The organism is Cupriavidus sp. GW823-FHT06D04 (assembly GCF_058795055.1).
Window position 1 is genome coordinate 14,599 of record NZ_JBXAHL010000052.1, and the last position, 25,716, is coordinate 40,314.

The following is a 25,716-nucleotide window of genomic DNA, read 5'->3' on the forward strand; positions in this document are numbered from 1 at the left end:
CCTACTTCTTGATATCGGCCTGCACCAGCACCTTGAGGTCCTGCGGCGCCAGCAGCTCGGCCAGCGCCTGCAGCGCGGCCAGCCCGGCCTGCGTGTCCTGCTCGCCGTTGCCGCCGGACAGGCCGATGCCGCCGATCACCTCGTCGTTGACCACGATCGGGAAGCCGCCCACGAACGCGGCGAACTTGCCCTCGAAGCTCCACTGGATGCCGAAGGCCTCGTTGCCCGGCAGCGCCGGCCCGTTGGGCGGCGTGGTGAACAGGTGCGTGGAGCGCTTGTGGCCCGCGGCCGTGAACGCCTTGTTCCATGCGATCTGCGGCCCGGTGATGCGGGCGCCGTCCATGCGCTCGAGCGCGAGCGGGTAGCCGCCCTCGTCGACCACGCAGATCGACTCCAGCACGCCGATTTCCTCCGAGCGCCGGATCGCGGCGGCAACCATATGGCGCGCTTCGCGCAGTTCCAGCTTGATGGCTTTCTTCATGTCTCTATGACTCCTTGTGACGGCGGGCTCAGGCGCCGCGGTAGACCGTCTTGACCTGCGTATAGAACTCCAGCCCGGTGCGCCCCGACTCGCGGAAGGTCGAGGTGCTCGAGCGCTTCACCCCGCCGAACGGCGCGTTGACCAGGTTGCCGGTGGTGGTGCGGTTGACCTTGACCGTGCCCGCCTCGATGTCCGTGGCGAAGTGGTGGATGTAGCGCGGGTTGCTGGTGACGATCGCAGCCGCCAGCCCGTACTCGGTGTCGTTGGCTTTGGCGATAGCGTCGGCGTAGTCCGTGAAGCCCAGGATGGCGATCACCGGCCCGAAGATCTCCTCGCGCGCGATCCGCATCTGCTGCGTCACGTCGGTGAACACCGTCGGCGCCACGTAGTAGCCCTTGTCGAAGTCGCCGCCGGTCAGGCGCGCGCCGCCACACAGCAGCGTTGCCTCGGACTTGCCGATATCGATATAGCGCAGCACCGTTTCCAGCTGCTTGTGCGAAGCCAGCGGCCCCAGGTCCATCCCGGCTGTCATGCCGCTGCCGACCTTGAGCGTGGCGACCTTTGCCAGCAGGCGTTCGGTGTACGCCGCCTTGACCGACTCGGCCACCAGCACGCGGCTGGTCCCGGTGCACGCCTGGCCCGACAGCGAGAAGCCGCCCTTGATGGTCAGGTCGACGGCGCGATCGAGGTCGGCGTCTTCCATCACGATCAGCGGATTCTTGCCGCCCAGCTCCATCTGCGTGCGCGTGGTCAGCGGCACGGCGCGGTGGATCTGCTCGCCGGCACGCGACGAGCCGGTGAACGAGATGGCACGCACGGCCGGCGCCTCGGTGATGGCCGCGCCGATTTCCGCCGCGCTGCCGGTGATGAAATTCAGCACGCCCTTGGGCAGGCCGGCCTTGACCAGCGCCTCGGCCAGCCGATAGCCCGACAGCGGTGCCTCGGACGACGGCTTGAACACCACCGTGTTGCCGGTCACCAGCGCGGGGGCGATCTTGCGGGCCGGGATCGATACCGGGAAATTCCACGGCGCGATCACCGTCACCACGCCCAGCGGCTCACGCTGGCTGTAGACGAGCTGGTCGGGGTCGTCGTTCGGGTACACCTCGCCGGTGAAGGTCTGCCCTTCCACTGCATAGAAGCGCAGCGTCTGGGCCGAGCGCAGCACCTCGTCGCGGGCCAGCGTCAGCGCCTTGCCTTCCTCGCGGGTCAGCTCGGCGGCGATGCTGTCGGCGTTGGCCTCGAGATGGTCGGCGGCACGGTTGAGAATGGCGGCGCGCTTGCCGACCGGGGTCTTTTTCCAGCCGGCGAACGCAGCCGCCGCGGCGGCGACGGCCGCCTGCGCGTCCACCGCGGAAGACGCCTGGAAGCGCCCCACGATGTCGGCGGTGTCGGCCGGGTTGACGTTGTCGAAGGTGCGGCCCGACTGGCAGGCCGCCCATTCGCCGTCGATATGGTTGAGGAATACGGTCATCGTCGATCCGGTTGCGCTGCGGCGCTCAGGCGGCCATGTCGAGTTCGGGCAGCGGCAGCTCTTTCTCGACGTAGTCGTGATAGAGCGCCGTCGTGTACAGCAGCCGCATCTGCGCGCCGATCTCGCAGATCTTCAGGCAGCGCTGCTGCAGTTCCGGCGTGTTGGCGTGCTCCAGCACGATCTGGTAGCCGCGCTCGCCGTGGATCTCGTCCGAGACGATATGCAGGTCGAAGAATTCGACTTCCTCGTCGGTGAACTGGTACTTGTCGCGCAGCGTGGGGGTCTGCTTGCGGTAGATCGAAGGCACCTGCGACTCCAGCCCGACCACCAGGCCGGCTACCGCGACGATGGGGTCTTCACGCATGGCCACCGCATAGCACCAGCTCTGCAGGCCACGGGTGGTGGGCGACATGTTGTCCGGGTCGATCACGCGCTCGCGGGTGGTGCCGCAGGCTTCAGCGAAGCGGATCAGCAGGTCGGTATGGCGGTCGCCGCCGATCTCTTCCTCATACATATTGGCGAGCAGGAAATCCTTGGCTTCGGTATAGCGGTCCGGGGTGCGAGCGTAGATGTAGCCCAAGTAATCCGCGAACGGGCCGACGTAGTGATAGTGGTTCTCGGCCCAGCGTGCGAGATGGGCGCGGGTCAGCTTGCCGCTGGCCCAGGCCACGCTGAACGGCGCCTTGTTGGCGCTCTTGCCTTTGATGGCTTCTTCGAGGGCGGCACGGAATTCTTCGCGGTTCATCAGTTCGGCCATGGCGGAGGCTCCTGGTTGGCGATGTGGGGCGATTGAGTGGGTTGGATGCCGGGGTCGCTTCGTAAATCGATCAGCCCTTGCATGGTTGTATACTATATACAGTGAGGCAGCGACGACAAGGGCTTCGTTGACTAATCACGTAAGTGTTTACCCGTCGGTGGCGCGTGCGATGGCGCTCAGGCGACGCGACGCTCCGCCGCGCCGGCGATGCGGGACCAGGCGAAGCCCGCCAGCGCCACGTCCTCCAGCCCCACGCCGACTGACTTGTAGATCACGATGTCGTCGTCTCGCTGGCGCGGCGACACCTTGCCCAGGACCACGTCGCCCAGTTCGACGATCTTCTCGCGCGGAAGGGCCTGCGGATCGGCCAGCACGATGTCGCCCGCCTCGCGCACGGACTGCGGGCGCCACTCGACCACAATGGCAGCGGCGCGGCGCAGCGCGCTGTCGTCCAGTTCACGCGTATGCGGCAGGCTGGAACCAATGGCGGCGACAAAGGCGCCAGGTCGGAGCGACGCGCCCGCGAACAGCGGCGTGGTCGCGCGCGAGGCGGTGACGACGATATCGGCCTCCGCCACGGCAGCATCGGGCTCCGCCAGTGTGACCGGGATGCCGCACAGCGCCGACAGCCGCGCCGGCATGCCTTCATCGGCGTGCGGATCGGACACCAGGATGCGCGCCAGCCCGAGCGTCTCGCTGAGCTGGCGCGCGTGCTGCACACCCTGCATGCCGGCGCCGAACAGCGCCAGCGTGCGCGCGCCGGGCCGGGCCAGCCGCTGCGCCGCCAGCGTGGTACAGGCGGCCGTGCGCAGGCGCGTGATGGCGCCAGCGTCGAACGACGCGAGCGGCCGGCCGTCGTCGGTCGAGAAGATCAGGATGACAAAGGAGAACTGGCCGTTGATGGTGGTGTAGACCTTGGCGCCCGCCACACCCTGCTGCGGGATCACCGCACCCAGCGTGGACAGCTTGACGCCTCCCGCCTCGGTGCGAATGCGCTCCTGCATCGCGGCGTCGCCGCGCCCGAAGCTGGAAAACGCTGCTTCCATGACTTGCCGGGCATCCTCCGGACTGACGTGGGCATCGACCATCTCATCTGTGATGTGCTGCATGGGAACTCCGCTGATTGGATTGGCAGGGAAAGACAGGAAAACGCGCGGGCAACCGCGCGCAGAAATCGTCAGGCAAACGCCGTGCGTCCGAGCACGCCAAGCGCCCCGGCTGCGCACAGTCCCAGCAACAGGCGGCGCACGACGCCGGGCGAGACGTGCCCACGCAGGCGGTTCGAGAGCGCGAAGCCGGCCAGCAGGAACGGCGCAAGCGCCGCTGCCAGCATCAGCTGCGGCAGGCCGAAGCGCCCCGCCAGCGCGAGCATGGCCAGCGACAGCACTGCGCCGCCGGACAGGATGGTGCCCATGGTCGCGCGCATCGGCGCCGGCGCCATGTGCTGCATGACCAGCGCGAACGGCGGCGCGCCGGCCGAGGTGATGGTGCCCATGAAGCCCGACAGGGTGCCGGCAATGGCCACGTTGCGCGAACTCGGCAGCAGGCGCCAGCCCAGCAGGCTCAGCGCCACGGCGGCGAGTATCGACACCGAGAACAGCACCCCCAGCGGGCCCGGCGCCAGCCACGCCAGGGTCAGCACCGCCGCCGCCCCGCCGAGCGCGCGCCCGATCAGGGCGAAGCCTGCGATGCGCCACGCGATCGCCTCCCGCTCGCGCAGCGCGCCCATTAAAGAGAGACAGCAGCCCATCGCCAGCAGCGGTCCCGGCACGAGGTCGGGAAAGAAGATTGCGCCCAGCGGCGCCGACAGCATCGCGAAGCCGATCCCGCCCACGCCTTGCAGGCAGGCGCCCACGAGAATGAGTGCCCCCATCCATAGATATGTGGGGACGGAGAGTCCGGCTGGAAGCAGGGAGAGCAAGGTGGCGGGCAAGGCAGAGGCCATGGCGGCAGGTCGTAAAAGCGGCTTGGAAGGCGCGAAGGAAGCGCGTCGGACGGACGGCCTCTTGGGGGCATGCCTCCTGCAAGTCGCCGCACACGGTATACAGTCTACATGTCGCAGCGCAGTCGGGCAAACTCGCCGATCCGCCTGTGCACCACTTAAAGGACGCTTCGCATCGCCGCAAGCCCAATAAATGTGCGGCGTTCGGGCAACTTGCACCACTCTGGTATAGGCGTAAGTCCGGATGAAAAACCTGTTGTCGCGAGATGGCACTGGAATATAGTATACCGACACTGGGTTCCAGAACTGGTACGGAACCCGGGGCCCCACAACCCCTCCGCCCCCAGGGAGTCTTCATGTCACAACAAGTCGTGATCGGTGCCGCGCACTGGATCTATCTGTCAGGGGTAGCAGTCATCGTGCTGACGATGATCCTGCGCGCCAATGTTGTCGTCCCTTCCATCATCGGCACCGCCCTGGTCGTCTTTGCCCTCACCGGCAGTCCGGTCTCCGCACTGGGCGGGGTGTTCTCCGCGAGCCTGGTTGCCGCCAAGGAACTGTTCAATATCTTCCTGGTGATCGCGTTCATGACGGCGCTGCTCAATGCGCTCAAGACGCTGCGCTCCGACATCCGCATGGTCGAGCCCTTCCGCGTAGTGATGAAGAACGGGCATTCGGCGTTCTTTATCCTGGCGGGCATCACTTACGTCATCTCGCTGTTCTTCTGGCCCACGCCCGCGGTGCCGCTGGTCTCGGCAATCCTGCTGCCGGCCGCCATCGCTGCGGGGCTGCCGCCGCTGGCAGGCGCGATGGCCATCGCCATCGCCGGCCAGGGCATGGCGCTGTCATCGGACTACGTGATCGGCGTCGCGCCCGGCATCAGCGCCAAGGCGGCCGGCGCGGCGGTGAGCGCCGCGGTGGTGGCCGATCGCGCGCTGGCGCTGTCGATCATCACCGGCACGATTGCGCTGTGCCTGGCCTATCTGTCGATGCGCAAGCATATCGTCCCCGCCTGCGGCACCCTGCTCGACCGCTGGCAGGCGCGCGCCGGCGGCAGCGCCGAGGCGCTGGAAGGCGGCGGCACCTTCGACAAGGCCGAGATCGCCAGGGGCACCGCCCACGCCGAGCCGCTGGCCAGCGACAGCAATATCGAGGCAAGCCTGGCGATGGTGGCCCGGCGCCGGGTGAAGTGGTCGAAATGCTTCGCGATCGTCACGCCCATCGCCTTCCTCGCCGTGGTCGCCGTCATGGTGCTGCCCAAGCTCGGCGCTGGCGTGCAGGACCTCAAGGGCGGCGATGCGGCCGCGTTGGTCGGCGGCGTCGCTGCGGTGCTGATGATGCTGGCGACGCTGGCCGCGGAAGGCCCGCGCCGCATGCTCGACGTATGCCCGGAGCACATCACCGACGGCTTTGTCTTCGCCTTCAAGGCGATGGGCTCGGTGCTGCCGATCGCGGGCTTTTTCTTCATCGGCGCCGGCGAAACCGCCGCGCAGATCCTGGGCCTGCCGCCGGGCAAGGCGCCGAGCCTGCTGTTCGAACTGATCCAGGCCTACCAGCACATGATCCCGGACAACCACGTGCTGGTCGCCTTCGGGGTGCTGCTGGTCGGCATGATCACCGGCATCGACGGCTCCGGTTTCGCAGGCCTGCCGCTGACCGGCACGCTGGCCGGCGCGCTCGGCCCGGTGGTCGGCTTCGACCCTGCCACGCTGGCCGCGGTGGGCCAGATGGGCGCGGTCTGGACCGGCGGCGGCACGCTGGTGGCGTGGTCGTCGCTGATCGCGGTGGCCGGCTTCGCCCGCGTGCCGGTGCTGGACGCGGTGCGCGCGCTGCTGATCCCGGTGCTGATCGGGCTGGCCTGCTCCACCGTGGCCGCGATGGTGTTGTGGTCGTAGGCGGCCGCAAACAACAGCCAGGTCCCACCGATTTCTTCGACTATTCATGATGCCGGGCGGCCAGCCCGGCAGGAACCGCGCCATGCCGACAGTCACTTTCCACAAGCAGGGCCAGACCTTCGTCGACGAGGTCAAGTCCCAGACCAACCTGGTCGTCCGCGCCGGGATCCGCCAGTTCCCCTACCCCAACCTGCGCTATGAGTGCGGCATGGGCAAGTGCTCCAAATGCGCCTGCCGCGTGATCGCCGGCGCCGAACACCTGCCGCCGCCCAACTGGAAAGAGAAGAAGCAACTCGGCGAGCGGCTCGAACAGGGCTACCGGCTGGCCTGCCAGCTCTGGATCGAGCATGACATCGAACTGGCCCAGGACGACCTGCCCGCCCAGGCACCTGCCATCGTGGCCACGGCCGGCGCGGATGCCTGACATGTTCGTCCTTCTCACCAGCCGCCCCGGCCAGTTCCGCACCGAGCCCACTGCGGGCATGACCGCGGTCGAGGCATACGACTACGTCTTCTATGGCAAGCGCACCGCGCGCTTTGTCATCGCGGAACTGGCCGCCGATACCAAGGTGCGGGTCCTGGAAGAAACGCCGCCCGGCATCGTCAACCTGGTGTCGACCAAGTTCCTCGACAAGTACGCCACGCTTGAGGCCGCCCGCGTCGCGCTGCGCGAGCTGGCCAGCTTCGGCAGCATGGACATCGCCCTGGTGCCCGCCCCGGTCGCCATCGCAGGCGCTCCTGGCTACTAACGCCTGACCTTCAGTCAATCTTCGCCATGATCCAGATCACCTTCCTCACCAACCACGGCAAGACGGTCAGCGCACCGGTCAACAGCAATCTGCTGCGCGTGTCGCTGCGCGAGCAGGGCGGCATCCCTTTCAAGTGCGGCGGCGGCCTGTGCGGCACCTGCAAATGCCGCATCGAAAAGGGCCACGAGCATACGGACGCGGTCAAGCCGAAGGAAAAGAAACTGCTGACCGAAGAGGAGCTGGCGACGGGGTTCCGGCTGGCCTGCCAGACTTTTATCGATGGGAATATCGCGGTGTCATGGCAGCCCAGGGAGACGGTGCGCGGGTGAGCGGGCGCTGAGGAGAGTGCGCCTTCGGCTGGTATGACTTCCTGGCCGTGTCCGCGTACCAGCGTTTCGAACGCTAGTCTTCCCGCTACCGCCGCCTCGCCCCCACCAGCCCCGCCACCTCATCCAGCATCGCCATATCCACCGGCTGCGACAGGTCCAGCGCCAGCGTGTGCCGGTAGTAGGGGCTCAGGTCCAGCCCAACCCCCAGCCCCAGCACTTCCACATCTCGCAGCGTCGCATGCCGGGCCACCACCGCCTTCAGGTGGTTGTCGAGGTAGCAGGCGTCGTTGGCCTGCCCGGTCGCGGTATCCATGGGACTGCCGTCGGACACCACCACCAGGATGCGTCGGGCCTTGCCGCTGGCGTGCAGGCGCGCGCAGGCCCACTCCACCGCCTCGCCGTCCACGCCTTCGCGGAACAGGTCGGCCTTGAGCAGGGCGGCGATGTCGGTGCGCGCGCGCCGCCAGCTGCGTTGCGCGTCCTTGAACACCATATGGCAAGTCTCGTTGAGCCGGCCGGGGTGCTGCGGGCGGCCGCGCGCAAGCCAGTCGGCACGGGCGCGGCCGCCGTTCCAGGCGTTGGTGGTAAAGCCGAGCACCTCGGTGGCAACGCCGGCCTGGTCGAGCGCGCGGGTGAGCATGTCGATCAGCAGCGTGAGCGGCTCGGCCTGCGCCTTCATCGAGCCTGAGCAGTCGATCAGGAATCCGACCACGCAGTCGGCGTGGGCCTTGTGCGCTTCCAGGCGGAAGAGCCGGCGCTCGGAGGGGGAGCAGACCAGCTGCGCCAGGCGGCGGCCGTCGATGCGGCCGCTTTCCTCGCCGAAGGACCAGCCGTCCACGCGCGGCTGCGACAACGCGGCGCGCAGCCGGCGCGCCAGCCGGGCCATGTTCACGCCCGCGCGCGCGATGCGTGCGTCGAGCCGCGTGCGGTACTCGTCCAGCAAGGCGCGGCGCACCAGCGTGGCGGCGCGCACTTCGCGGTCGTAGCGGGTGGTGAAGACGCGGTAGCCGTCGGTGGCCTCGGCCAGTACGCGGCTGTGGCCGCTGTCGGCCAGCGCAAAGTCTTCCGCAGGCGGTTCGTCGAAATCCAGCCACAGCGCAAACCCGGCGCGCGCGGCCGAGGCTGAGTTGTCGTCGTCTTCGCCGGCAAGCGGGGCTTCCGCACGGATCATCTGCGCCACCGCGCGCGCCAGCGCCAGTGCGTGCGCGGCGTAGGCGGCCTGGTCGTGGCGTTGCGCGCGCAGGCCGGCCAGCGCGGTGCCCAGCACCGGCACGATGGCGGCGCGCGTGGCTTCGATCAGGTCTTCGGTCTCTTCCAGCACCGGCTCCCCCGTCAGGCGCGACCACGACACCTGCGCCACGGTATAGAGCAGGATGCCGAGGTGCCCCTCGGTCAGCCCGGAACGATGGAAGGCCCGCGACCACGCCATGAAGCGGTGGCGCAGGTTGGCCGCCACGCCGGCCATGCCGCGCGGCAGGCGGGTCTCGCAACGCAGCTGCTCCAGCAGTTCGAAGACCAGGCGCTCGACCGGATCGGCCGGGCACAGCTGCCGATGCAGCACGGCGTCGGAATGCGCCTGGCGCAGGGCGGCACCATCGGCCGCGCCGCGCAGGCAGGTGGCCGTGTCGGTCTCCAGGTCCGTGCGCAAGTGCGGCGCATGCTGCGGCACCGGGCGCATCGCGCGCCAGAGCTGGCCGTCGCGGAAATGCAGCGCCGCATCGCCGGTGATCGCGCGCACCGCGGCGCCGGACAGCTCATCCTGCCGCTGGCGCCGGCGCAACTGCTGCGCGACCGTGGCCGCGCTCATCGCGCGGGCTCCGATTCTGCGCTGACGCCGGCGGCTTCACCCGGCAGGTGGCCGAAGCAGCGCTGGTAATACTCGGCCACCACCGGCCGCTCGGCTTCGTCGCACTTGTTCAGGAAGGTCAGGCGGAAGGCGAGCGCGGGGTCGCGGAAGATCTGGCAGTTCTCGGCCCAGCTGATCACCGTGCGCGGCGACATCAGCGCCGACACATCGCCGGCGGCAAACCCGCGGCGCGTGAGCCCGGCCAGCGCCACCATCGCATCGACCAGCGCGCGCCCGGCGTCGTTGTCCAGTTCCGGCACGCGCGCCAGCACGATGCCGGCTTCTTCTTCATGCGGCAGGTAGTCCAGCGTGGCCACCACATTCCAGCGGTCGATCTGCGCGTGGTTGAGCAGCTGGGTGCCGTGGTAGAGGCCGTTGACGTTGCCCAGGCCCGCGGTATTGGATGTCGCAAACAACCGGAACGACGGATGCGGGCGGATCACGCGGTTCTGGTCCAGCAGCGTGAACTTGCCGTCACGCTCCAGGATGCGCTGGATCACGAACATCACATCGGGCCGGCCTGCGTCGTATTCGTCGAAGATCAGCGCCACCGGACGCTGCAGCGCCCACGGCACGATGCCTTCCTGGAATTCGGTGACCTGGCGCCCGTCGCGCACCACGATGGCGTCCTTGCCGACCAGGTCCAGCCGGCTGATATGCCCGTCCAGGTTGACACGCACGCAGGGCCAGTTCAGCCGCGCGGCGACTTGCTCGATATGGGTCGACTTGCCGCTGCCGTGCAGGCCCTGCACCATCACGCGCCGGTCGCGCATGAAGCCGGACAGGATTGCCAGCGTCACCTCGGGCTGGAAGCGGTAGGCCGGATCGATCTCCGGCACGTGGTCGTCGCGCTGGCTGAAGGCCGGCACCGTCAGGCCGGAATCGATGCCGAACGTGCTGCGCACCGGAATCATCCGGTCGGGCTTGCCAAACTGGTCTTGCGTCACCTCATGCTCCTTGTTGCTTGCTGCCATGCCATCGGCACTGCGGCAAGCGGAGCAATCCGCGTGACGCCGTGCGCGCTATTCGTCCTCTTCCGCGCCGCCCTGCCAGCTGCCGGCGCTGTCGGCTTCGATAGCCGCCAGCGCGCCCGCCGCACGCTGCAGCGCGGGCAGCAATTGCAGCACCTTGTCGCGCGTCACGCGCATCACCGGAGCCTGCAGCGCCAGCCCCAGGTTGGACTTGCCGCCATCCGCGGCCGGCACCAGCACGCCGATGCAGACCAGCCCCGGCAGGAACTCTTCATCGTCCATCGCGTAGCCGTCGCGCTTCACGCGCTCCAGTTCGGCTTCCAGCTGCGCGTGGTCGGTCAGCGTGTTCTGCGTGTAGCGTTCCAGCTCCACGTTGGCCAGCAGCCGCTGGCGCTGCGCCGGCGCCAGTTGCGCCAGGAACAGCTTGCCCGTGGCCGAACAGTGCGCCGGCACGCGCGAGCCCGGATGCAGGTAGAAGCGCAGCGGCGCCGCCGTTTCCACGCGATCCAGGTACAGCACCTCGCCGCCGGAGAACGCGGTCAGGTTGCAGCTCTCGCCCACCTCTTCCACCAGCCGGCGCAGCACCATGTGGCGCGCACCGTGCGAGGTGCTGTTGAGCAACAGGTTCTCCGCCAGCCGGCGCAGCCGCAGGCCGGTGCCGTATTGCCGCCCGTCGCCGTTGCGCTGGATCAGGCCCGCGGCCTCGAGCTGCTGCAGCATGCGGTGCAGCGTGGGCTTGGGCAGGCCGGTTTCTTCCACCAGCGCCTGCAGGTTGAAGGACTGGTCCTTCTCCGCGATGACTTCGAGCAGGCCGAACAAACGCAGTGCCGGCGTGTCCCCATCCGGCTTGGCGTCACTTTTGGCGAGGCGCATATCGTTCATGCCTGGCTCCATCATAGGTAAGTTTCATTTTCAGAGTCAAATCATATCAATTATCGAAACTTCTGGTTGACCTTCTCCGGCGAACGGCCTACATTCCAGTGAAAGAACAATTTTTCGGAACTTCTGGTTCCAGTTTTTTAAGCGATCACCGGAGACAAGTCGACATGTACGGATAGGCCATCCCTGCCCGGGATTGCAAATACTGAACGACCACGGCCCCAGGCTGGCAATTACTGCCCTGCCACCTATACCAAGAGAAGCCGTGGCGCCTGCCTTAAACGCTGTACTGGCTGCAACGCAGTACCGACAGCAAGCGCAGCACAGGAGACACAACATGATCCAACAACCAGAGTCCGGCAACGGGCTATCCCACGGCCTGAAGCAACGCCACATGACCATGATCGCCCTGGGTGGCGTGATCGGCGCAGGCCTCTTTGTCGGCAGCGGCGTCGTCATCAAATCCGCCGGCCCGGCCGCGGTCCTTTCCTTCCTGATCACCGGGCTGCTGGTGGTGCTGGTGATGCGCATGCTGGGCGAGATGGCCTGCGCCATGCCCGGCAGCGGCGGTTTCTATGAGTATGCACGCGAAGCCTGGCGCGACCGCCCGGCAGTGGGCAACCTGGCCGGCTTCCTGACCGGCTGGATGTACTGGTATTTCTGGGTCATCGTGGTGGCGCTGGAAGCCGTGGCCGGTGCCGACCTGGTGCGCTACTGGCTGCCCGACGTGCCCAACTGGATCATCAGCCTGGTGCTGCTGGTGATGCTGACGCTGACCAACCTGGTATCGGTCAAGTCCTTCGGCGAGTTCGAGTTCTGGTTCGCATCGATCAAGGTGGCCGCGATCATAGTGTTCCTGTTCATCGCCGGCGTCTATGTGCTGGGCCTGGCCCCCGGGTCCCATGGCATGGAGGTGGCCAACCTGACCGCCAACGGCGGCTTCATGCCGCACGGCATTGTCCCGGTGCTGACCGGCGCGGTAGCCGCCACCGGCTTCTACTTCGGCGCCGAGATCGTCACCATCGCCGCTGCCGAGACCGCCGAGCCGCAGAAGGCGGTGGCCAAGGCCACCAGCTCGGTGATCACGCGCGTGCTGGTGTTCTATGTGGGTTCAATCCTGCTGGTAGTCTGCCTGGTGCCGTGGAACTCCACCAGCATCGCCACGCCGTACGTCAGCGCGCTGAACGTGATGGGCGTGCCGGCGGCCGCGCAGATCATGAACGCGATCGTGCTGACCGCGGTGCTGTCGGCGCTCAACTCGGGCCTGTATGCCTCGTCGCGCATGCTGTTCGCGCTGACCCGCCGTGGCGACGCCCCCAAGTCGCTGGCCCGCGTGAGCCGCAACGGCGTGCCGGTGCGCGCCATCCTGGTGGCAACCCTGTTCGGCTACGGTGCGGTGGTGATGTCCTATGTCTCGCCGGATACGGTCTTTGCCTTCCTGGTGAATTCGTACGGTACGGTGGCGATCTTCGTCTACATCCTGATCGCGATCTCGCAGCTGCGCCTGCGTTCCCGCCTGGAGCGCGAAGCGCCGGGCCAGCTGCGCGTGCGCATGTGGTGCTACCCGTACCTCACCTACGTGGCGATCGTCGGCATGATCGGCATCGTGGTGGCGATGGCTTTCATCCCCGACCAGCGCACGCCGCTTGCGCTGGGTGTGGTGAGCCTGGGCATCCTGCTGGTGGCCTACGCCGCGCGGCAACTGTTTCGAGGTAGCGCGGATCCGGTAGTGCCGCTGGCGGAGATGCCACGCCCGGACCTGCACGAGTATTGATGACTGACCATGACTGACGTGGCGCGCCGGTGCAGTATGCTGGCGCGCTTCGCCGTCAAGGCAACGCCCCCTGCCCCATGAGCCTGAAGTCTCCCACCACCCTCTGGTCCCAGCTGTTCCAGCAGCATACCCACTCGGGTCTGAGCCTGCAGGGCAAGATCCGCCAGATGCTGGTCTCGGCCATCCTTGACGAGCAGTTGCCGCAGGGCGAGCCGCTGCCCAGCAGCCGCGAGCTGTCGGCGCAGCTGCGCGTGGCGCGCAATACGGTGGTGCTGGCCTACCAGCAGCTGGTCGATGAAGGCTACCTGGTGGCGCGCGAGCGCAGCGGCTACTTCGTCAACCCGGAGATCCTGGGCACGCGCGTGAGCGGCGTGGCCTCGCTGCGCGGCGAGGCGGTGCCCGCCCGCTCGGGCGAGCCGGACTGGGAGCGGCGCTTTGTGTTCCGCCCCACGCAGCAGCGCAATATCGTCAAGCGCGCCAACTGGCGCGACTATCCCTACCCCTTCATCTACGGCCAGTACGACCCGGTGCTGTTCCCCACCGCGGACTGGCGCGAATGCTGCCTGAAGGCGCTCAGCGTGCTCGACATCCACGACTGGGCCCAGGACATGATCCTGCGCGACGACGAATCCCTGGTGCAGCAGATCCGCACCCGCGTGCTGCCGCGCCGCGGCGTGTGGGCCGGCGCCGACGAGATCGTGGTGACCGTGGGCGCGCAACAGGCGCTGTACCTGCTGGCCGACCTGCTGGTCAGCCCCGACACGCCGGTGGGCATCGAGGATCCCGGCTATCCTGACGCACGCAATATCTTTGGCTCGCACACCTCCCACCTGGTGCCGCTACCGGTCGACGGCGACGGCCTGACCCTGTCTGACGCACAGCGCGCCTGCGACTACGTCTACGTGACCCCGGGCCACCAGTGCCCCACCACCGTCACCATGCCGCTGGCGCGCCGCCAGGCCCTGCTGCGCCAGGCCGAGGAAGCTGACTTCGTGCTGATCGAGGACGACTACGAAAGCGAAAGCCGCTTCGAAGGCGACCCCACCCCCACGCTCAAAAGCCTGGACCGCAGCAACCGCGTGATCTATGTCGGCAGCCTGTCCAAGAGCCTGGCGCCGGGGCTGCGCATCGGCTATATCGTCGGGCCGGCGACACTGATCGCCGAGCTGCGCGGCGCGCGGCGGCTGATGCTGCGGCACCCGTCGGCCTATATCCAGCGCGCGTTCTCGCTGTTCCTGTCGCTGGGCCACTATGACGCGCACCTGCGCCGGCTGGCGGCCGCGCACCGCGAGCGCGCCGAAGCGGTGCTGGCGGCGCTGGCCACGCATATGCCTGACTTCCGCGCGGTGCCGATCGCCGGCGGCGCCTCATGCTGGATCGAGGGGCCACCATGGCTCGATGCCGATGCGCTGGCGCGGCTGGCCGAGCTGCAGGGCGTGCTGATCGAGCCCGGCAGCGTCTTCTTCATGGCCGAGCCCGCGCCGCGCAACGGCTTCCGGCTGGGCTACTCGTCGATCTCGCTGGACCGCATCGAGCCCGGCATCCGCGTGCTGGCGGGCGTGGCGCGTGAGCTGCAGGCCACCGCCAGCGGCACCACAACCATCGCCGCCGTCACTTCCCGGGTCCGTCCCGCGGCCTGAGCCGGCCCGCGGCGGTGTCTCCCGCCGCTGGCCCAAGCGATTGTCCCGAACTGGCGCTACAGCGCCGCGCGTGGCTTCCCTATCCTCGAGTCATGGCCAGTTCCCCACGGACCGGCAGACAACACTCAGGAGACCAACCCATGTCCAAGGACAACACCGCCACCGGCATCGAACTGCTGCAGGCCTTCAACGACGCTTGGAACCGCCACGACATCGAGGCCCTGATGCGCTTCATGGCCGATGACTGTGCCTTCCACGGCGTGGCCGGGCCCGACCTGCTGGGCCGCAGCTTTATCGGCCGCGAGGCAGTGCGCGAAGGCTTCCAGCTGGCCTGGCAGACCTTCCCCGACGCGCAGTGGGTCGATGGCGACCACTTTGTCGTGGGCGACCGCGGCGTGAGCGAATCCACCTTCCGCGGCACCCGTGCCGACGGCGCCCGGATCGAGGCGCGCATGGTGGACGTGTTCACCTTCCGCGACGGCAAGATCGCGGTCAAGAACGCGTACCGCAAGGATCGCCCGCCCGTCGTAGCGCCCGCAGCCTGACCGAGGAGACGCGCCATGCAAGCCGTAGCCCCCCGCAGCAGCCTCCTTGCCGGTGAGCAGTCCACCGCGCCCACCCGGCCGTACGACCCCGCCTACGATCCCCTGCACACCCCCACCCCCGGTCACGGCCGCGAATACGCGCCCACCTACTGGATCGGCACCGCGGGCGAACCGCCTGCCGACGACGGCCCGATCACGCATGACATCGACGTCGATGTGGCCATCATCGGCTCGGGCTTCACCGGCCTGACCTGCGCCATCTTCCTGGCACAGGAATATGGCATCAAGGCCACCGTGCTCGAAGCCAACCGCGTCAGCTGGGGCTGCAGCACACGCAACGGCGGCCAGGCGCAATGCGCGTCCGGGCGGCTCAAGCGCTCGCAGTGGATCCAGCGCTACGGCCTGGACACCGCGCTGCGCCTACATGAAGAAATCTGCGACGGTATGGAGACCTTCAAGGGCCTGATCCAGGACATCAACTGCGACCCGCAGCCTGGCGGCCACCTGTATATCGCGCACCGCGCCAAGGTGATGCCGGCGCTGGAGAAGGAAGCCAAGCTCCTGCGCGAAGTCTTCAAGTACGACGCACGGATCATGGACGCCGACACCGTGCGGCGCGAGTATGTCGACGACAAGGAAGCCGCGGGCGCCATGCATGAGCCCGAAGGCATCGGCATCCACGCCGGCAAGCTCGCCTTCGGCTACCTGCGCCGCGCGCGCGAGCTGGGCGCCAAGGTGCATCCGTCCAGCCCGGTGACCGGCTGGGAAACGCGCAACGGCGTGCACTACCTGCGCACCCCCGGCGGCATCGTGCGCGCTCGCGCCGTGGGCGTGGCCACCGGCGGCTATACCTCGCAAACGCTGCACCGCGAGCTGAAGAACCGGCTGTTCCCGATCCTGTCGAACTCCATCGTCACGCGCCCGCTCACGGCCAGCGAACTGGCCGCGTGCAACTTCCGCACCACGCAGGTCATCACTGACACCCGCATCCTGCGCCACTACTACCGCCTGATGCCGGACGGCCGCCTGCAGATCGGCAGCCGCAGCGCCATCACCGGCAACGACGCGCCGCAGGAGCAGTACAAGCAAAAGCTGATCGGCGACATGCACCGCAAGTTCCCTGCGCTGCAGGGGATCCAGGTCGATTACTCATGGTGGGGCTGGGTCGATGTCAGCCACGACATGATGCCGCGCATCACCCAGCCGGATCCGGCCCAGTCGATCTACTACGCCATGGGCTACGGCGGCAATGGCGTGATGTACTCCGCGCAGGCTGGCAAGCGGCTGGCGGCGTTGATTGCTGGTAAGGCGTCGGCGCTACCGGAGTTGCCGATCTTTCGCTCGCCGCTACCGTTCCCGAATGTGCGGGAGATGGTGGAGTCGCAGATGTTTGCGCCGTTCCGAAGGATGGGGCAGCGGGTGCTTTACCACTGGTATCACTTGAAGGATGACGTGCTTTGAGGAATGTGGTCGGGCGGCTGCATTGAGGACGCCGGCAACGCGATAGCAGGCCTTCGCGCACTGCCGGTTTGCTCCCCTCTCCCGCCTGCGGGAGAGGGGCCGGGGGAGAGGGCAGGCGCATGGCCAGCATCTGGGCGCCCCACTCCGCAGAGACGCCTGCCCTCTCCCCCGCCCCTCTCCCATAAATGGGAGAGGGGAGCAAACCGGCAGCGCCTCCCATCCTTGTCGGACCCCCACCGACACCCAAACCGGACCCCGCCGCCTCCACAGCCAGCACAGCGCCGCAGTATGATTCCCAAGTCTCCCGCCCCGGGAGCATCGCGGCCGCCCGCTGGCCGCAGTGCATCAGGAGGCACGCTTGGACCCAGCCCGGCCCCCGCAGGCTGAACCCGCCCCCGCCGGCGACCTGATCGTCGCCCGCCCGGAGGGCCTGTATTGCCCACCGGGCGACTTTTATATCGATCCCTGGCGCCCGGTCGAGCGCGCCGTCATCACCCATGCCCACTCTGACCACGCCCGTTTCGGCCACGCCCATTACCTGTGTGCGGAACCCGGCCGCGGCGTATTGCTGGCGCGCCTGCCCGGCATCGACCTCAATACCCTGCCCTACGGCAAGCGCATCCGCCACCACGGCGTCACGCTGAGCCTGCATCCGGCCGGCCATGTGCTGGGCTCGGCCCAGTTGCGCGTGGAATACGGCGGGCAGGTCTGGGTCGCCTCCGGCGACTACAAGCTCGAAGCCGACGGCACCTGCGACCCGTTCGAGCCGGTGCCGTGCGATACCTTCATCACCGAAAGCACCTTCGGCCTGCCGATCTACCGTTGGCCGCCGCAGGCCGCGCTGATGGCGGAGATCTTCCACTGGTGGCAAACCAACGCGCAGGCCGGCCGCGCCAGCATCGTCTACGCCTACACCTTCGGCAAGGCCCAGCGCATCCTGCACGGCCTGCTGCGCCATGCCGGCGCCGACGGCATGCCGGGCCCGGTGATCGTGCACGGCGCGCTGACCACGCTCAATGCGGCCTATGCCGAAGCCGGCGTGGCGCTGCCGCCGATGGCACTGGCTTCAGATTTGCCGCCGCGGAGCCCGCTGCTGCACCAGGCGCTGGTGGTGGCGCCGCCTTCGGCGCAGCGCTCACCATGGCTGCGGCGCTTTGGCGATGCGTCCGACGCCTTTGCCAGCGGCTGGATGCAGTTGCGCGGCACGCGCCGGCGCCGCGGTGTCGATCGCGGCTTTGCGCTGTCCGATCACGCGGACTGGCCGGGACTGCTCAGCGCCATCGAGGGAACTGGAGCCGGGCGCATCATCGTGACCCACGGCAATGTGCCGGTGATGGTGCGCTACCTGAACGAACGCGGCTGGCAGGCACAGGCGTTCGAGACCGAATACGGCGACGACGACGAATCCGCGCGCAACGAAGCGCAGTCGGCGGACACCGAAGAGAAGCCAGACGCCGGCAACGAAGAGCCCGCGCCATGAAAGCCTTCGCCGACCTCTACGCCGCGCTCGACGGCACCACCTCGACCAAGGCCCGCCTCGCCGCGCTGATCGACTACCTGCGCGTGGCGCCGCCGGAAGACGCCGCCTGGGCGGTCTATTTCCTCGCCGGCGGCAAGCCGCGCCAGATCGTGCCGGTCTCGCTGCTGCGCGAACTGGCGCGCCAAGCCGCCGAGCTGCCCGACTGGCTGTTCGAGGAAAGCTACCAGGCCGTCGGCGATCTCGCCGAGACCATCGCCCTGCTGCTGCCCGAGCCAATGGACGCCGACCACGCCGGCCTGGCCGAATGGGTCGAACAGCGGCTACTGCCGCTGCGCGGCCTGCCGCCCGAAGCGCTGATGCCGCGTCTCGATGCGCTGTGGCGGCCGCTCGACGCGCACGGCCGGCTGGTCCTGTTCAAGCTGATCACCGGCGCCCTCCGCGTGGGCGTATCGCGGCTGCTAGTGACGCGCGCGCTCGGTGAAGTGGCCGGTATCGACCCCAAGCGCGTGGCCGAGCGCATGGTCGGCTACACCGACCTGTCCGCGCGTCCCGATGCCGCGCACTTCCTGGCACTGATCGCACCGGAAGGCGACGACCACCGCGAACTGCGCGGGGGCGGCCAGCCCTACCCATTCTTCCTCGCGCATCCGCTGCAGGCGCCGCTCGAAGAGTTCGATAGCGTCTTGGGCACCACGGAAAACTGGCTGGTCGAATGGAAATGGGACGGCATCCGCGCACAACTGGTCCGTCGCGGCGGCCAGGCCTGGCTGTGGTCGCGTGGCGAGGAACTGATCACCGAACGCTTTCCGGAAATCCTGGAAGCGGCCGGGCAACTGCCGGACGGCACCGTGCTCGACGGCGAGATCGTGGTCTGGCAACAGGGCCGCGTGCAGCCCTTCGCGCTGCTGCAGCAGCGCATCGGCCGCAAGACGCTGAGCGCGAAGCTGCTGCGCGAGGCGCCTGCCATCCTGATGGCCTATGACCTGCTCGAATGGCACGGCGCTGACTGGCGCACCCGACCAGAGGCCGAGCGTCGCGCGCGACTGGAACAAGTGGTGGCGGACTACGTCCACCCTTCGCTCGAACTCAGCCCGCTGGTGGAGGCTGAGAGCTGGGAACACTTCGCGCGGCTGCGCGATGCCTCACGCGAACTCGGCGTCGAAGGTTTCATGCTGAAGGCCGCCAGCGCGGCCTACGGCGCGGGCCGCACCAAGGACGTAGGCATCTGGTGGAAGTGGAAGATCGACCCCTACTCGGTCGATGCGGTGCTGGTCTACGCGCAGCGCGGGCACGGCCGCCGCGCCAGCCTCTATACCGACTTTACCTTCGCGGTCTGGAACGCCCCGCCCGGCACGCCCGGCCGCGCGCTGGTGCCGTTCGCCAAGGCATATTCCGGCCTGACCGATGAAGAGATGCGCGCGGTCGACGCGATCGTGCGCCGGACCACGGTAGAGAAATTCGGCCCGGTGCGCAGCGTGGAGCCCACGCAGGTATTCGAGCTCGGCTTCGAGGGCATCGCCCGCAGCGGCCGGCACAAGAGCGGCATTGCGGTGCGCTTTCCGCGCATGCTGCGCTGGCGCACCGACAAGCCAATCGAAGAAGCCGATACGCTGGCCACGCTGGAAGCGATGCTGCCGGGCGCCGCCGCGCCGCGGGAGGATGCGGCATGAGTCCGCCGCGCGCCGCGCGCAAGCCGGCGGAAGACACCGCTACCGAACCTCTGGCCGTCGCGCAGGGCCTGTCGGCGCTGTTCGACGCGCGCGGCTGGCAACCATTCGCCTTCCAGCGCGAGGTGTGGACCGCGATCGCGCGCGGCCAGAGCGGGCTGCTGCATGCCACCACCGGTACCGGCAAGACTTATGCGGCATGGCTGGGCGCGCTGATGGCGTTCGGCACGACGCGCGCGGCGCCGTCCCACGACAAACCCGCGCCGCCGCTGACGGTGCTGTGGCTCACGCCGATGCGCGCCCTCGCCGCCGACACCACGCGCGCCTTGCAGGCGCCGCTGGCCGAGCTGGACCTCGACTGGACCGTGGCGCTGCGCACCGGCGATACCGGCAGCGCCGAGCGCGCCGCACAGCAGCGTCGGCTGCCGACCACGCTGGTCACCACGCCCGAAAGCCTGACGCTGATGCTGACACGCGCCGATGCCCAGGAGACCCTGCGGCGCGTGCGCATGGTGGTGGTCGACGAATGGCACGAACTGCTCGGCAACAAGCGCGGCGTGCAGGTGCAGCTGGCGCTGGCGCGGCTGCGGCAGTGGCAGCCGGCGCTGATGGTGTGGGGGCTGTCGGCCACGCTCGGCAACCTGCCGCATGCGGCCGACGTGCTTCTGTCCGGCGTGCCCGAGGAGCAGCGCGTGCTGGTGCACGGGCATACGCCCAAGAAACTGGTGATCGACACGCTGCTGCCCAACAACGCCAGCCGCTTCCCGTTTGCCGGCCACCTGGGCCTGTCGATGCTTCCTCATGTCGTTGAAGAGCTGGCGCACAGCGGCACCACGCTGGTGTTCCTCAACACCCGCTCCCAGGCCGAGCTGTGGTACCAGGCGCTGCTCGACGCGCGCCCGGACTGGGCCGGCGAGATCGCGCTGCACCACGGCTCGCTTGATCGTGGCGTGCGTGAATGGGTCGAACTGAACCTGAAGAACGGGATGTTGCGCGCGGTGGTATGCACCTCCAGCCTCGACCTTGGCGTGGACTTCCTGCCGGTTGAGCGCGTGCTGCAAGTCGGCTCGCCCAAGGGCGTGGCGCGGCTGCTGCAGCGTGCGGGCCGCTCCGGCCACGCGCCGGGCCGCGCTTCGCGCGTGACGGTGGTACCCACGCACAGCCTGGAACTGGTCGAAGCGGTGGCCGCGCGGCATGCGGTACAGGCCGGCCGCATCGAAGCGCGCGAGTCGCCCGACAAGCCGCTCGACGTGCTGGTGCAGCACCTGGTGACGGTGGCGCTCGGCGGCGGCTTCCGCCCGGAAGCGCTGCTGGCCGAGGTGCGCTCGGCGTGGGCCTACCGCAACCTGACTGACGAGGAGTGGCAGTGGTGCCTGGACTTTGTGCGCCAGGGCGGCGCCACGCTGTCGGCCTATCCGGACTTCCGCCGCGCGGTGCCGGACGAGGCAGGCGTCTGGCGCGTGCCGGACGTGGGGCTGGCGCGGCGCCACCGCATGAGCGTGGGCACAATCGTCAGCGACGCCGCCATGCAGGTGCGCTACTGGAGCCGCGCGGGCAGCGGCGGCGCCTCGCTCGGCTCGGTCGAGGAAGGCTTTATCGCACGGCTGGCGCCGGGCGACTGCTTCCTGTTCGGCGGGCGCTTGCTGGAACTGGTGCGGGTGCAGGAGATGACCGCCTACGTGCGGCGCGCTACCGGCAAGCGCCCGGTGGTGCCACGCTGGAATGGCGGCAAGATGCCGATGTCGACCGAACTGGCCGAAGCCGTGATTGATACGCTTGAAGCCGCCGCCGCGGGCCGGCTCGATCCGCGCACCACGCCGGAGCTGCCGCTGATCCAGCCGCTGGTGGATCTGCAGGCGCAATGGTCGGCCCTGCCCACCCGCCAGACGTTGCTGGCCGAATCGCTGCACTCGCGTGAGGGCTGGCATCTGTTCCTGTACCCGTTCGCCGGCCGCTCGGTCCATCTGGGGCTGGGCAGCCTGCTGGCGTGGCGGCTGGGGCAGAAGGTACCGGCCACGTTCTCGGTCGCGGTCAACGACTACGGGCTCGAGTTGCTGGCGTCGGCGCCGCTGGACTGGGCCCACTGGCTGCCGCAGGTGCTGGCCGAGGAGCGCCAGCGCGACCTGGCCGCCGACGTACTGGGCAGCCTCAATGCGGGCGAGCTGTCGCTGCGGCGCTTCCGCGAGATCGCGCGCATTGCCGGGCTGATCTTCCAGGGCTATCCCGGCGCACCCAAGAGCGCGCGCCAGTTGCAGGCCTCGTCGAGCCTGTTCTACGAGGTGTTCCGCAAGCACGACCCCCGCAACCTGCTGCTGGGCCAGGCCGAGCGCGAGGTGCTGATGCAGGAGCTGGATGCGCACCGGCTCGCCGATACGCTGGAGCGCCTGTCGGCGCTGAAGCTCGACCTGCATGAACTGAAGCGGCCCACGCCGCTGTCCTTCCCGCTGGTGGTGGAATTTCTGCGCGAGAAGCTGAGCACCGAGAAGCTGGCCGACCGCATCGCCCGCATGCTGGCCGACCTGGAACTGGCGGCAGGTCCGGAGCCAGGCGAAGCGGAAAGCATGCCGGCCGAGGCAGTGGCGCAAGCCGCCAGATTCGGCATGGCCGACCACGCCGGCCCGTCCGGGCGCACGCCGCGCAAGCCGCGCCGCGTGCGCAAGCCTTCGAAGCCGTTGCCGCTGCTATGAAACCGGATGCCCGCACATTGGAAGCGCACGGCGCGTTCGCCGTGACGGCCGTCGGCGAGACGTTGTGGCTGCTGCCCGAGCATGCGATCTGGTGGCCTGCGGCAGGCATGCTGATGGTGGCGGATGTCCATTTCGGCAAGGCCGCGGCGTTCCGTGCGCTGGGGCAGCCGGTGCCGCACGGCACCACCGGCGACAACCTGGCGCTGCTGACACGGCTGACCCGGCAACTGCCAGTGGATGAGCTGGTCTTCCTCGGCGACTTCCTGCACGCGCGTGCCGCCCGTACGCAGGCGGTGCTACGGGCGCTGGACGACTGGCGTCACAGCCTGCTGCCGCAGGTCTGCTGCACGCTGGTGCGCGGCAACCATGATGCGCGCGCCGGCGACCCGCCTGAGTCCCTCGACATCTCCGTGGTGACCGAGCCCGCCGTGGCGGGCCCCTTCGCGCTATGTCATATGCCCGGCGCTTCTGCACAGGGCTATGTACTGGCCGGCCACCTGCATCCGGCCTGCCGCCTGCGCGGCGCTGGCGCAGACAGCCTGCGCCTGCCCTGCTTCCTGTTCGGCCCGCACGGCGCCATTCTGCCCGCCTTTGGTGCCTTCACCGGCCACGCCACCGTTCGGCCGCAACCGGACGAGCACGCCTATGTGGTCGGCGGCGGCCGGGTCTGGCCTGTTGGGCCTGCCAGACGTCCGGCTCAGAACAGCGTATAGCCACCGTCGATCACAAAGGTATCCCCCGTGTGGTATGCGGAAGCCGGGCTCATCAGGTAGACCGCGATGCCGGCGAAGTCGCTGCCCTCGCCCCAGCGGCGCATCGGCACGCGCTTGTGCACCATTTCCTGGAAGACATCGTTGCCCTGGGCCACGCTGGTCATCTCGGTCTTGATCCAGCCCGGCAGGATAGAGTGCGCGCGGATGCCCTTGCGCGCGTACTCCACCGCCAGCCCCCGCATCATCGAGATCACGCCACCCTTGGTGGCAGCATAGTGCTCGGAGCGCGGCGCGCCTTCAATGGCCGCGACCGAGGCCGTGCTGCACAGCACGCCGCCCTCGCCCTGCACCAGCATCTGCCGCACCGCGGCGCGCAGCGTGAAGAAGGCACCGTCCAGGTTGACGCGCATGGTCCTGCGCCAGGCCTCGGTCGGCATCTGGTCGAACGGCCCCTTGTTGCCGCTGCCCACGCCGGCATTGGCAAAGCAGCCATCAATGCGCCCCAGCGCCGCCACCGTGCGCTCCATTGCAGCATCGACCGCCTCCTCGTCGCCGACGTCGCAAAGCTCAGTATGCACCTTGCGCCCATGCTGGGCCAGGCGGTCGGCGGCGGCAGCGTTCTTGGCGGCATTCGTGCCCCAGATCGCGATATCGGCGCCGGCCGCGGCCAGCCCTTCGGCAATGCCCAGGCCGATGCCGCCGTTGCCGCCGGTCACCAGTGCCACTTTGCCGCTCAGGTCGAATGGATGCCTTGTCATGTGATTGTCTCCTTGGGTGGTGGGACATTCTTCACATGGCAAAGCGTTCAAGGCGTCGTCGGAATGGATGAAATCGCCGAGGCAGGTGACGGGCGCCAGGCAGGCCATTGCCACCGGATCGGCGGGACGGCCAGCCGGTGAATGCGCATTTGACGTCCTTATATGAACACCGCCCGGATGCCAAGGTAAATTGAAGGGCTTTGGCTTGTAGGTATGGGTTGCTGTCTTATATCCGACCTTGCTGCAGGAACGTGCCTGCGGGCCTTGATGGAATCAGCCGGGAACGTCCCCATCTCCCACGACGGGCTGTAAGCCGCTTGGATGTCATCGGGTTTGCGTTCCCGCGGTCCGACCTAGTTTGCCATCACACCTTATCTCCTTACCCTGTGCAACCCTGAAGGTATTCGTTTGTGCCCTACTGTGGTCGTGCTTTCGCTACGCAGGCCGTGCGCTGACATAGCCGGGTTCATAGACGCGGCGATGGGCAAGCAATGCCCAGGCGGTGCGCGCCATCTTGTTGGCTAGCGCGACGATGGCAACATTGGTCGGGCGCCTGACCAGCAGGGCCTCAGCCCAGCACGGGCGCCGCTTCGAGCGGGTCAGCACGATGCGTGCGCCATGGATCAGCAGTTTGCGCAAATAGGGATCGCCACGTTTGCTGATATGGCCGAGGTGAACCTTGCCGCCGGTGCCACTCTGGGTTGGTACCAGGCCCAGGCTGGCCGCGAAGGCTCTGCCTGAGCGGTAAGCCTGGGGAGATCCCATGGTGGCAACCAGGGCCGTGGCGGTGATCGGGCCAATTCCCGGAATCGCATCCACACATTGGGCGGCAGGCTCGGTTTTTAGCCATGCAGCGATCTCTTGCTCGGCCGCGAGGATTTCAGCGTCCAACTGCCTGAGTCGCTGTAACTGGCGCGACAACAGTCGCCACAAGGGAGCCGGGATGGTTTGCTCGATCTCGCTCAGTCGGGTGACAAACTGCGCCATGGCAGCCTTGCGACCAAGCACGAAGTGCAGGCCGTATTCGCCCAGCAAGCCGCGAATCTGATTCACTTGCCGCGTGCGGCTGTCGACTAGTTCCGAGCGAATTCGGTGCAATCCAAGTAAGGCTTGCTGTGCCTCAGTCTTTACCGGTATCGGTCGCATCCCAGGTTGCTGCGCGGCTGTCCAGATCGCGCGCGCGTCGGCCGCATCGGTCTTGTTGGTCCGCACGAACGGTCGCACGTACTTTGGGTGGAGCAGGATGGCTTCATGGCCCAGGCTGATAATCTTTCTTGCCCACCAGTGCGCGCCGCCACACGCCTCCAGTACGAACTTGCCGGGGGTGCGATTGCTCAGAAAGGAAATCAGTTGGGTCTTGCTGAGGCGCCGGCTGTGCGTCTCGCCCGTCTCTGGGTCGACCCAGTAGAGTTGGAAGATCGACTTTGCAAGATCCAGCCCATATGTCGTAGCATTCATTTGGGCTTACCTCAAGTGATGGTTCGGATCTTCACTTTGGCACATCGATGCCGTCGGTCAAGCGAGAGCCCCTCATCGTGGAACCCCCGCTAGCGTTACTGACGGGCGGTGTTCATTCCATCTCCCCTGCCTAAAGGCCTGAGCTTTACCCACATCCTATGGACCTGAACTGAAGATGCGGAACATTTCGGTAATCTCGTGGAGGACGAA

General features: G+C 68.0%; 22 protein-coding genes. 12 read left to right on the plus strand and 10 right to left on the minus strand.

The genetic code is table 11. The features are described 5' to 3' along the window. Position 1 precedes the first annotated feature (1 nt). The 5 genes from AC1Q7H_RS35845 to AC1Q7H_RS35865 all read right to left on the minus strand — a co-directional run bounded on the left by AC1Q7H_RS35845 (position 2) and on the right by AC1Q7H_RS35865 (position 4,585). Positions 2-481 carry a GlcG/HbpS family heme-binding protein gene (locus AC1Q7H_RS35845; protein WP_013953475.1) on the minus strand — a complete coding sequence of 160 codons (480 nt, stop codon included), beginning with the start codon at positions 479-481 and terminating at the stop codon, positions 2-4. 28 nt (positions 482-509) lie between these two features. After that, on the minus strand, positions 510-1,955 hold the full coding sequence (locus AC1Q7H_RS35850) for an aldehyde dehydrogenase family protein (RefSeq protein WP_153956272.1): 1,446 nt from the start codon (positions 1,953-1,955) through the stop codon (positions 510-512). Between the two features lie 25 nt (positions 1,956-1,980). Further along, positions 1,981-2,712 carry an iron-containing redox enzyme family protein gene (locus AC1Q7H_RS35855; protein ID WP_013953477.1) on the minus strand — a complete coding sequence of 244 codons (732 nt, stop codon included), beginning with the start codon at positions 2,710-2,712 and terminating at the stop codon, positions 1,981-1,983. A 176-nt stretch (positions 2,713-2,888) separates the two neighbouring features. After that, positions 2,889-3,821 (minus strand): ornithine cyclodeaminase family protein, encoded by a 933-nt coding sequence (locus tag AC1Q7H_RS35860; RefSeq protein WP_211981879.1) that lies wholly within the window; start codon positions 3,819-3,821, stop codon positions 2,889-2,891. Between the two features lie 68 nt (positions 3,822-3,889). Further along, positions 3,890-4,585 (minus strand): sulfite exporter TauE/SafE family protein, encoded by a 696-nt coding sequence (locus AC1Q7H_RS35865; RefSeq protein WP_049800648.1) that lies wholly within the window; start codon positions 4,583-4,585, stop codon positions 3,890-3,892. A gap of 425 nt (positions 4,586-5,010) precedes the next feature. Here AC1Q7H_RS35865 and AC1Q7H_RS35870 point away from each other — a divergent pair, with 425 nt between their 5' ends. From AC1Q7H_RS35870 to AC1Q7H_RS35885, 4 genes are all read left to right on the plus strand, one after another. After that, positions 5,011-6,549, plus strand: coding sequence for a hypothetical protein (locus AC1Q7H_RS35870; RefSeq protein ID WP_013953480.1), 1,539 nt, complete (start codon positions 5,011-5,013; stop codon positions 6,547-6,549). Between the two features lie 82 nt (positions 6,550-6,631). Then, positions 6,632-6,973, plus strand: coding sequence for a 2Fe-2S iron-sulfur cluster-binding protein (locus AC1Q7H_RS35875; RefSeq protein WP_013953481.1), 342 nt, complete (start codon positions 6,632-6,634; stop codon positions 6,971-6,973). Position 6,974: 1 nt separating this feature from the next. Beyond that, positions 6,975-7,298 carry a hypothetical protein gene (locus AC1Q7H_RS35880; RefSeq protein ID WP_013953482.1) on the plus strand — a complete coding sequence of 108 codons (324 nt, stop codon included), beginning with the start codon at positions 6,975-6,977 and terminating at the stop codon, positions 7,296-7,298. 26 nt (positions 7,299-7,324) lie between these two features. Then, positions 7,325-7,627, plus strand: a complete 303-nt coding sequence (locus AC1Q7H_RS35885) for a 2Fe-2S iron-sulfur cluster-binding protein (RefSeq protein WP_013953483.1) — start codon at positions 7,325-7,327, stop codon at positions 7,625-7,627. Between the two features lie 85 nt (positions 7,628-7,712). Here the strand turns inward: AC1Q7H_RS35885 and AC1Q7H_RS35890 are convergent, their stop codons facing one another. The 3 genes from AC1Q7H_RS35890 to AC1Q7H_RS35900 are packed head-to-tail and all read right to left on the minus strand — an operon-like array spanning position 7,713 to position 11,326. Then, the gene (locus AC1Q7H_RS35890) at positions 7,713-9,434 is read right to left on the minus strand and encodes a cobaltochelatase CobT-related protein (RefSeq protein ID WP_013953484.1); all 1,722 of its coding nucleotides are present in this window, start codon (positions 9,432-9,434) and stop codon (positions 7,713-7,715) included. After that, positions 9,431-10,447, minus strand: coding sequence for an AAA family ATPase (locus tag AC1Q7H_RS35895; RefSeq protein WP_492382295.1), 1,017 nt, complete (start codon positions 10,445-10,447; stop codon positions 9,431-9,433). Before AC1Q7H_RS35895 ends, AC1Q7H_RS35890 begins: the two co-directional genes overlap by 4 nt. A gap of 48 nt (positions 10,448-10,495) precedes the next feature. Then, positions 10,496-11,326 carry an IclR family transcriptional regulator gene (locus AC1Q7H_RS35900; protein WP_013953486.1) on the minus strand — a complete coding sequence of 277 codons (831 nt, stop codon included), beginning with the start codon at positions 11,324-11,326 and terminating at the stop codon, positions 10,496-10,498. Between the two features lie 334 nt (positions 11,327-11,660). Between AC1Q7H_RS35900 and AC1Q7H_RS35905 the strand changes: the two genes are divergently transcribed. From AC1Q7H_RS35905 to pdeM, 8 genes are all read left to right on the plus strand, one after another. After that, complete coding sequence (locus AC1Q7H_RS35905) at positions 11,661-13,097, plus strand: amino acid permease (RefSeq protein WP_013953487.1); 1,437 nt, start codon at positions 11,661-11,663, stop codon at positions 13,095-13,097. Between the two features lie 77 nt (positions 13,098-13,174). Further along, the gene (gene pdxR / locus AC1Q7H_RS35910; protein ID WP_013953488.1) at positions 13,175-14,737 is read left to right on the plus strand and encodes a MocR-like pyridoxine biosynthesis transcription factor PdxR; all 1,563 of its coding nucleotides are present in this window, start codon (positions 13,175-13,177) and stop codon (positions 14,735-14,737) included. A 140-nt stretch (positions 14,738-14,877) separates the two neighbouring features. Next, positions 14,878-15,282, plus strand: a complete 405-nt coding sequence (locus tag AC1Q7H_RS35915; protein WP_013953489.1) for a nuclear transport factor 2 family protein — start codon at positions 14,878-14,880, stop codon at positions 15,280-15,282. 15 nt (positions 15,283-15,297) lie between these two features. Then, positions 15,298-16,743, plus strand: coding sequence for an NAD(P)/FAD-dependent oxidoreductase (locus AC1Q7H_RS35920; protein WP_013953490.1), 1,446 nt, complete (start codon positions 15,298-15,300; stop codon positions 16,741-16,743). A gap of 358 nt (positions 16,744-17,101) precedes the next feature. After that, positions 17,102-18,223: a ligase-associated DNA damage response exonuclease gene (locus AC1Q7H_RS35925; RefSeq protein ID WP_249221307.1), complete on the plus strand. Its 1,122-nt coding sequence runs from the start codon at positions 17,102-17,104 to the stop codon at positions 18,221-18,223. Then, positions 18,220-19,893, plus strand: coding sequence for an ATP-dependent DNA ligase (locus tag AC1Q7H_RS35930; protein ID WP_492382296.1), 1,674 nt, complete (start codon positions 18,220-18,222; stop codon positions 19,891-19,893). Before AC1Q7H_RS35925 ends, AC1Q7H_RS35930 begins: the two co-directional genes overlap by 4 nt. Then, positions 19,890-22,577, plus strand: a complete 2,688-nt coding sequence (locus tag AC1Q7H_RS35935; protein ID WP_013953494.1) for a ligase-associated DNA damage response DEXH box helicase — start codon at positions 19,890-19,892, stop codon at positions 22,575-22,577. The genes AC1Q7H_RS35930 and AC1Q7H_RS35935 overlap by 4 nt, the downstream gene beginning before the upstream one ends. Continuing rightward, positions 22,574-23,290, plus strand: coding sequence for a ligase-associated DNA damage response endonuclease PdeM (gene pdeM / locus AC1Q7H_RS35940; RefSeq protein WP_013953495.1), 717 nt, complete (start codon positions 22,574-22,576; stop codon positions 23,288-23,290). The genes AC1Q7H_RS35935 and pdeM overlap by 4 nt, the downstream gene beginning before the upstream one ends. Here the strand turns inward: pdeM and AC1Q7H_RS35945 are convergent. Further along, positions 23,275-24,048 carry an SDR family NAD(P)-dependent oxidoreductase gene (locus AC1Q7H_RS35945; protein ID WP_013953496.1) on the minus strand — a complete coding sequence of 258 codons (774 nt, stop codon included), beginning with the start codon at positions 24,046-24,048 and terminating at the stop codon, positions 23,275-23,277. The two genes, pdeM and AC1Q7H_RS35945, sit on opposite strands and share 16 nt — an antisense overlap. A gap of 435 nt (positions 24,049-24,483) precedes the next feature. Continuing rightward, the gene (locus tag AC1Q7H_RS35950) at positions 24,484-25,506 is read right to left on the minus strand and encodes an IS110 family RNA-guided transposase (protein ID WP_013953497.1); all 1,023 of its coding nucleotides are present in this window, start codon (positions 25,504-25,506) and stop codon (positions 24,484-24,486) included. Positions 25,507-25,716: the final 210 nt, after the last annotated feature.

Excerpts from the sequence above, each read along its gene's own strand:
- AC1Q7H_RS35935 (WP_013953494.1), top strand. The coding sequence starts at position 19,890 with ATGAGTCCGCCGCGCGCCGCGCGCAAGCCGGCGGAAGACACCGCTACC.
- AC1Q7H_RS35920 (WP_013953490.1), top strand. The coding sequence starts at position 15,298 with ATGCAAGCCGTAGCCCCCCGCAGCAGCCTCCTTGCCGGTGAGCAGTCC.
- AC1Q7H_RS35945 (WP_013953496.1), bottom strand. The coding sequence starts at position 24,048 with ATGACAAGGCATCCATTCGACCTGAGCGGCAAAGTGGCACTGGTGACC.
- AC1Q7H_RS35865 (WP_049800648.1), bottom strand. The coding sequence starts at position 4,585 with ATGGGGGCACTCATTCTCGTGGGCGCCTGCCTGCAAGGCGTGGGCGGG.
- AC1Q7H_RS35905 (WP_013953487.1), top strand. The coding sequence starts at position 11,661 with ATGATCCAACAACCAGAGTCCGGCAACGGGCTATCCCACGGCCTGAAG.
- AC1Q7H_RS35895 (WP_492382295.1), bottom strand. The coding sequence starts at position 10,447 with ATGGCAGCAAGCAACAAGGAGCATGAGGTGACGCAAGACCAGTTTGGC.
- AC1Q7H_RS35900 (WP_013953486.1), bottom strand. The coding sequence starts at position 11,326 with ATGAACGATATGCGCCTCGCCAAAAGTGACGCCAAGCCGGATGGGGAC.
- AC1Q7H_RS35850 (WP_153956272.1), bottom strand. The coding sequence starts at position 1,955 with ATGACCGTATTCCTCAACCATATCGACGGCGAATGGGCGGCCTGCCAG.
- AC1Q7H_RS35950 (WP_013953497.1), bottom strand. The coding sequence starts at position 25,506 with ATGAATGCTACGACATATGGGCTGGATCTTGCAAAGTCGATCTTCCAA.
- AC1Q7H_RS35930 (WP_492382296.1), top strand. The coding sequence starts at position 18,220 with ATGAAAGCCTTCGCCGACCTCTACGCCGCGCTCGACGGCACCACCTCG.
- pdxR (WP_013953488.1), top strand. The coding sequence starts at position 13,175 with ATGAGCCTGAAGTCTCCCACCACCCTCTGGTCCCAGCTGTTCCAGCAG.
- AC1Q7H_RS35890 (WP_013953484.1), bottom strand. The coding sequence starts at position 9,434 with ATGAGCGCGGCCACGGTCGCGCAGCAGTTGCGCCGGCGCCAGCGGCAG.
- AC1Q7H_RS35855 (WP_013953477.1), bottom strand. The coding sequence starts at position 2,712 with ATGGCCGAACTGATGAACCGCGAAGAATTCCGTGCCGCCCTCGAAGAA.
- AC1Q7H_RS35880 (WP_013953482.1), top strand. The coding sequence starts at position 6,975 with ATGTTCGTCCTTCTCACCAGCCGCCCCGGCCAGTTCCGCACCGAGCCC.
- AC1Q7H_RS35860 (WP_211981879.1), bottom strand. The coding sequence starts at position 3,821 with ATGCAGCACATCACAGATGAGATGGTCGATGCCCACGTCAGTCCGGAG.
- AC1Q7H_RS35885 (WP_013953483.1), top strand. The coding sequence starts at position 7,325 with ATGATCCAGATCACCTTCCTCACCAACCACGGCAAGACGGTCAGCGCA.
- pdeM (WP_013953495.1), top strand. The coding sequence starts at position 22,574 with ATGAAACCGGATGCCCGCACATTGGAAGCGCACGGCGCGTTCGCCGTG.
- AC1Q7H_RS35845 (WP_013953475.1), bottom strand. The coding sequence starts at position 481 with ATGAAGAAAGCCATCAAGCTGGAACTGCGCGAAGCGCGCCATATGGTT.
- AC1Q7H_RS35915 (WP_013953489.1), top strand. The coding sequence starts at position 14,878 with ATGTCCAAGGACAACACCGCCACCGGCATCGAACTGCTGCAGGCCTTC.
- AC1Q7H_RS35870 (WP_013953480.1), top strand. The coding sequence starts at position 5,011 with ATGTCACAACAAGTCGTGATCGGTGCCGCGCACTGGATCTATCTGTCA.
- AC1Q7H_RS35875 (WP_013953481.1), top strand. The coding sequence starts at position 6,632 with ATGCCGACAGTCACTTTCCACAAGCAGGGCCAGACCTTCGTCGACGAG.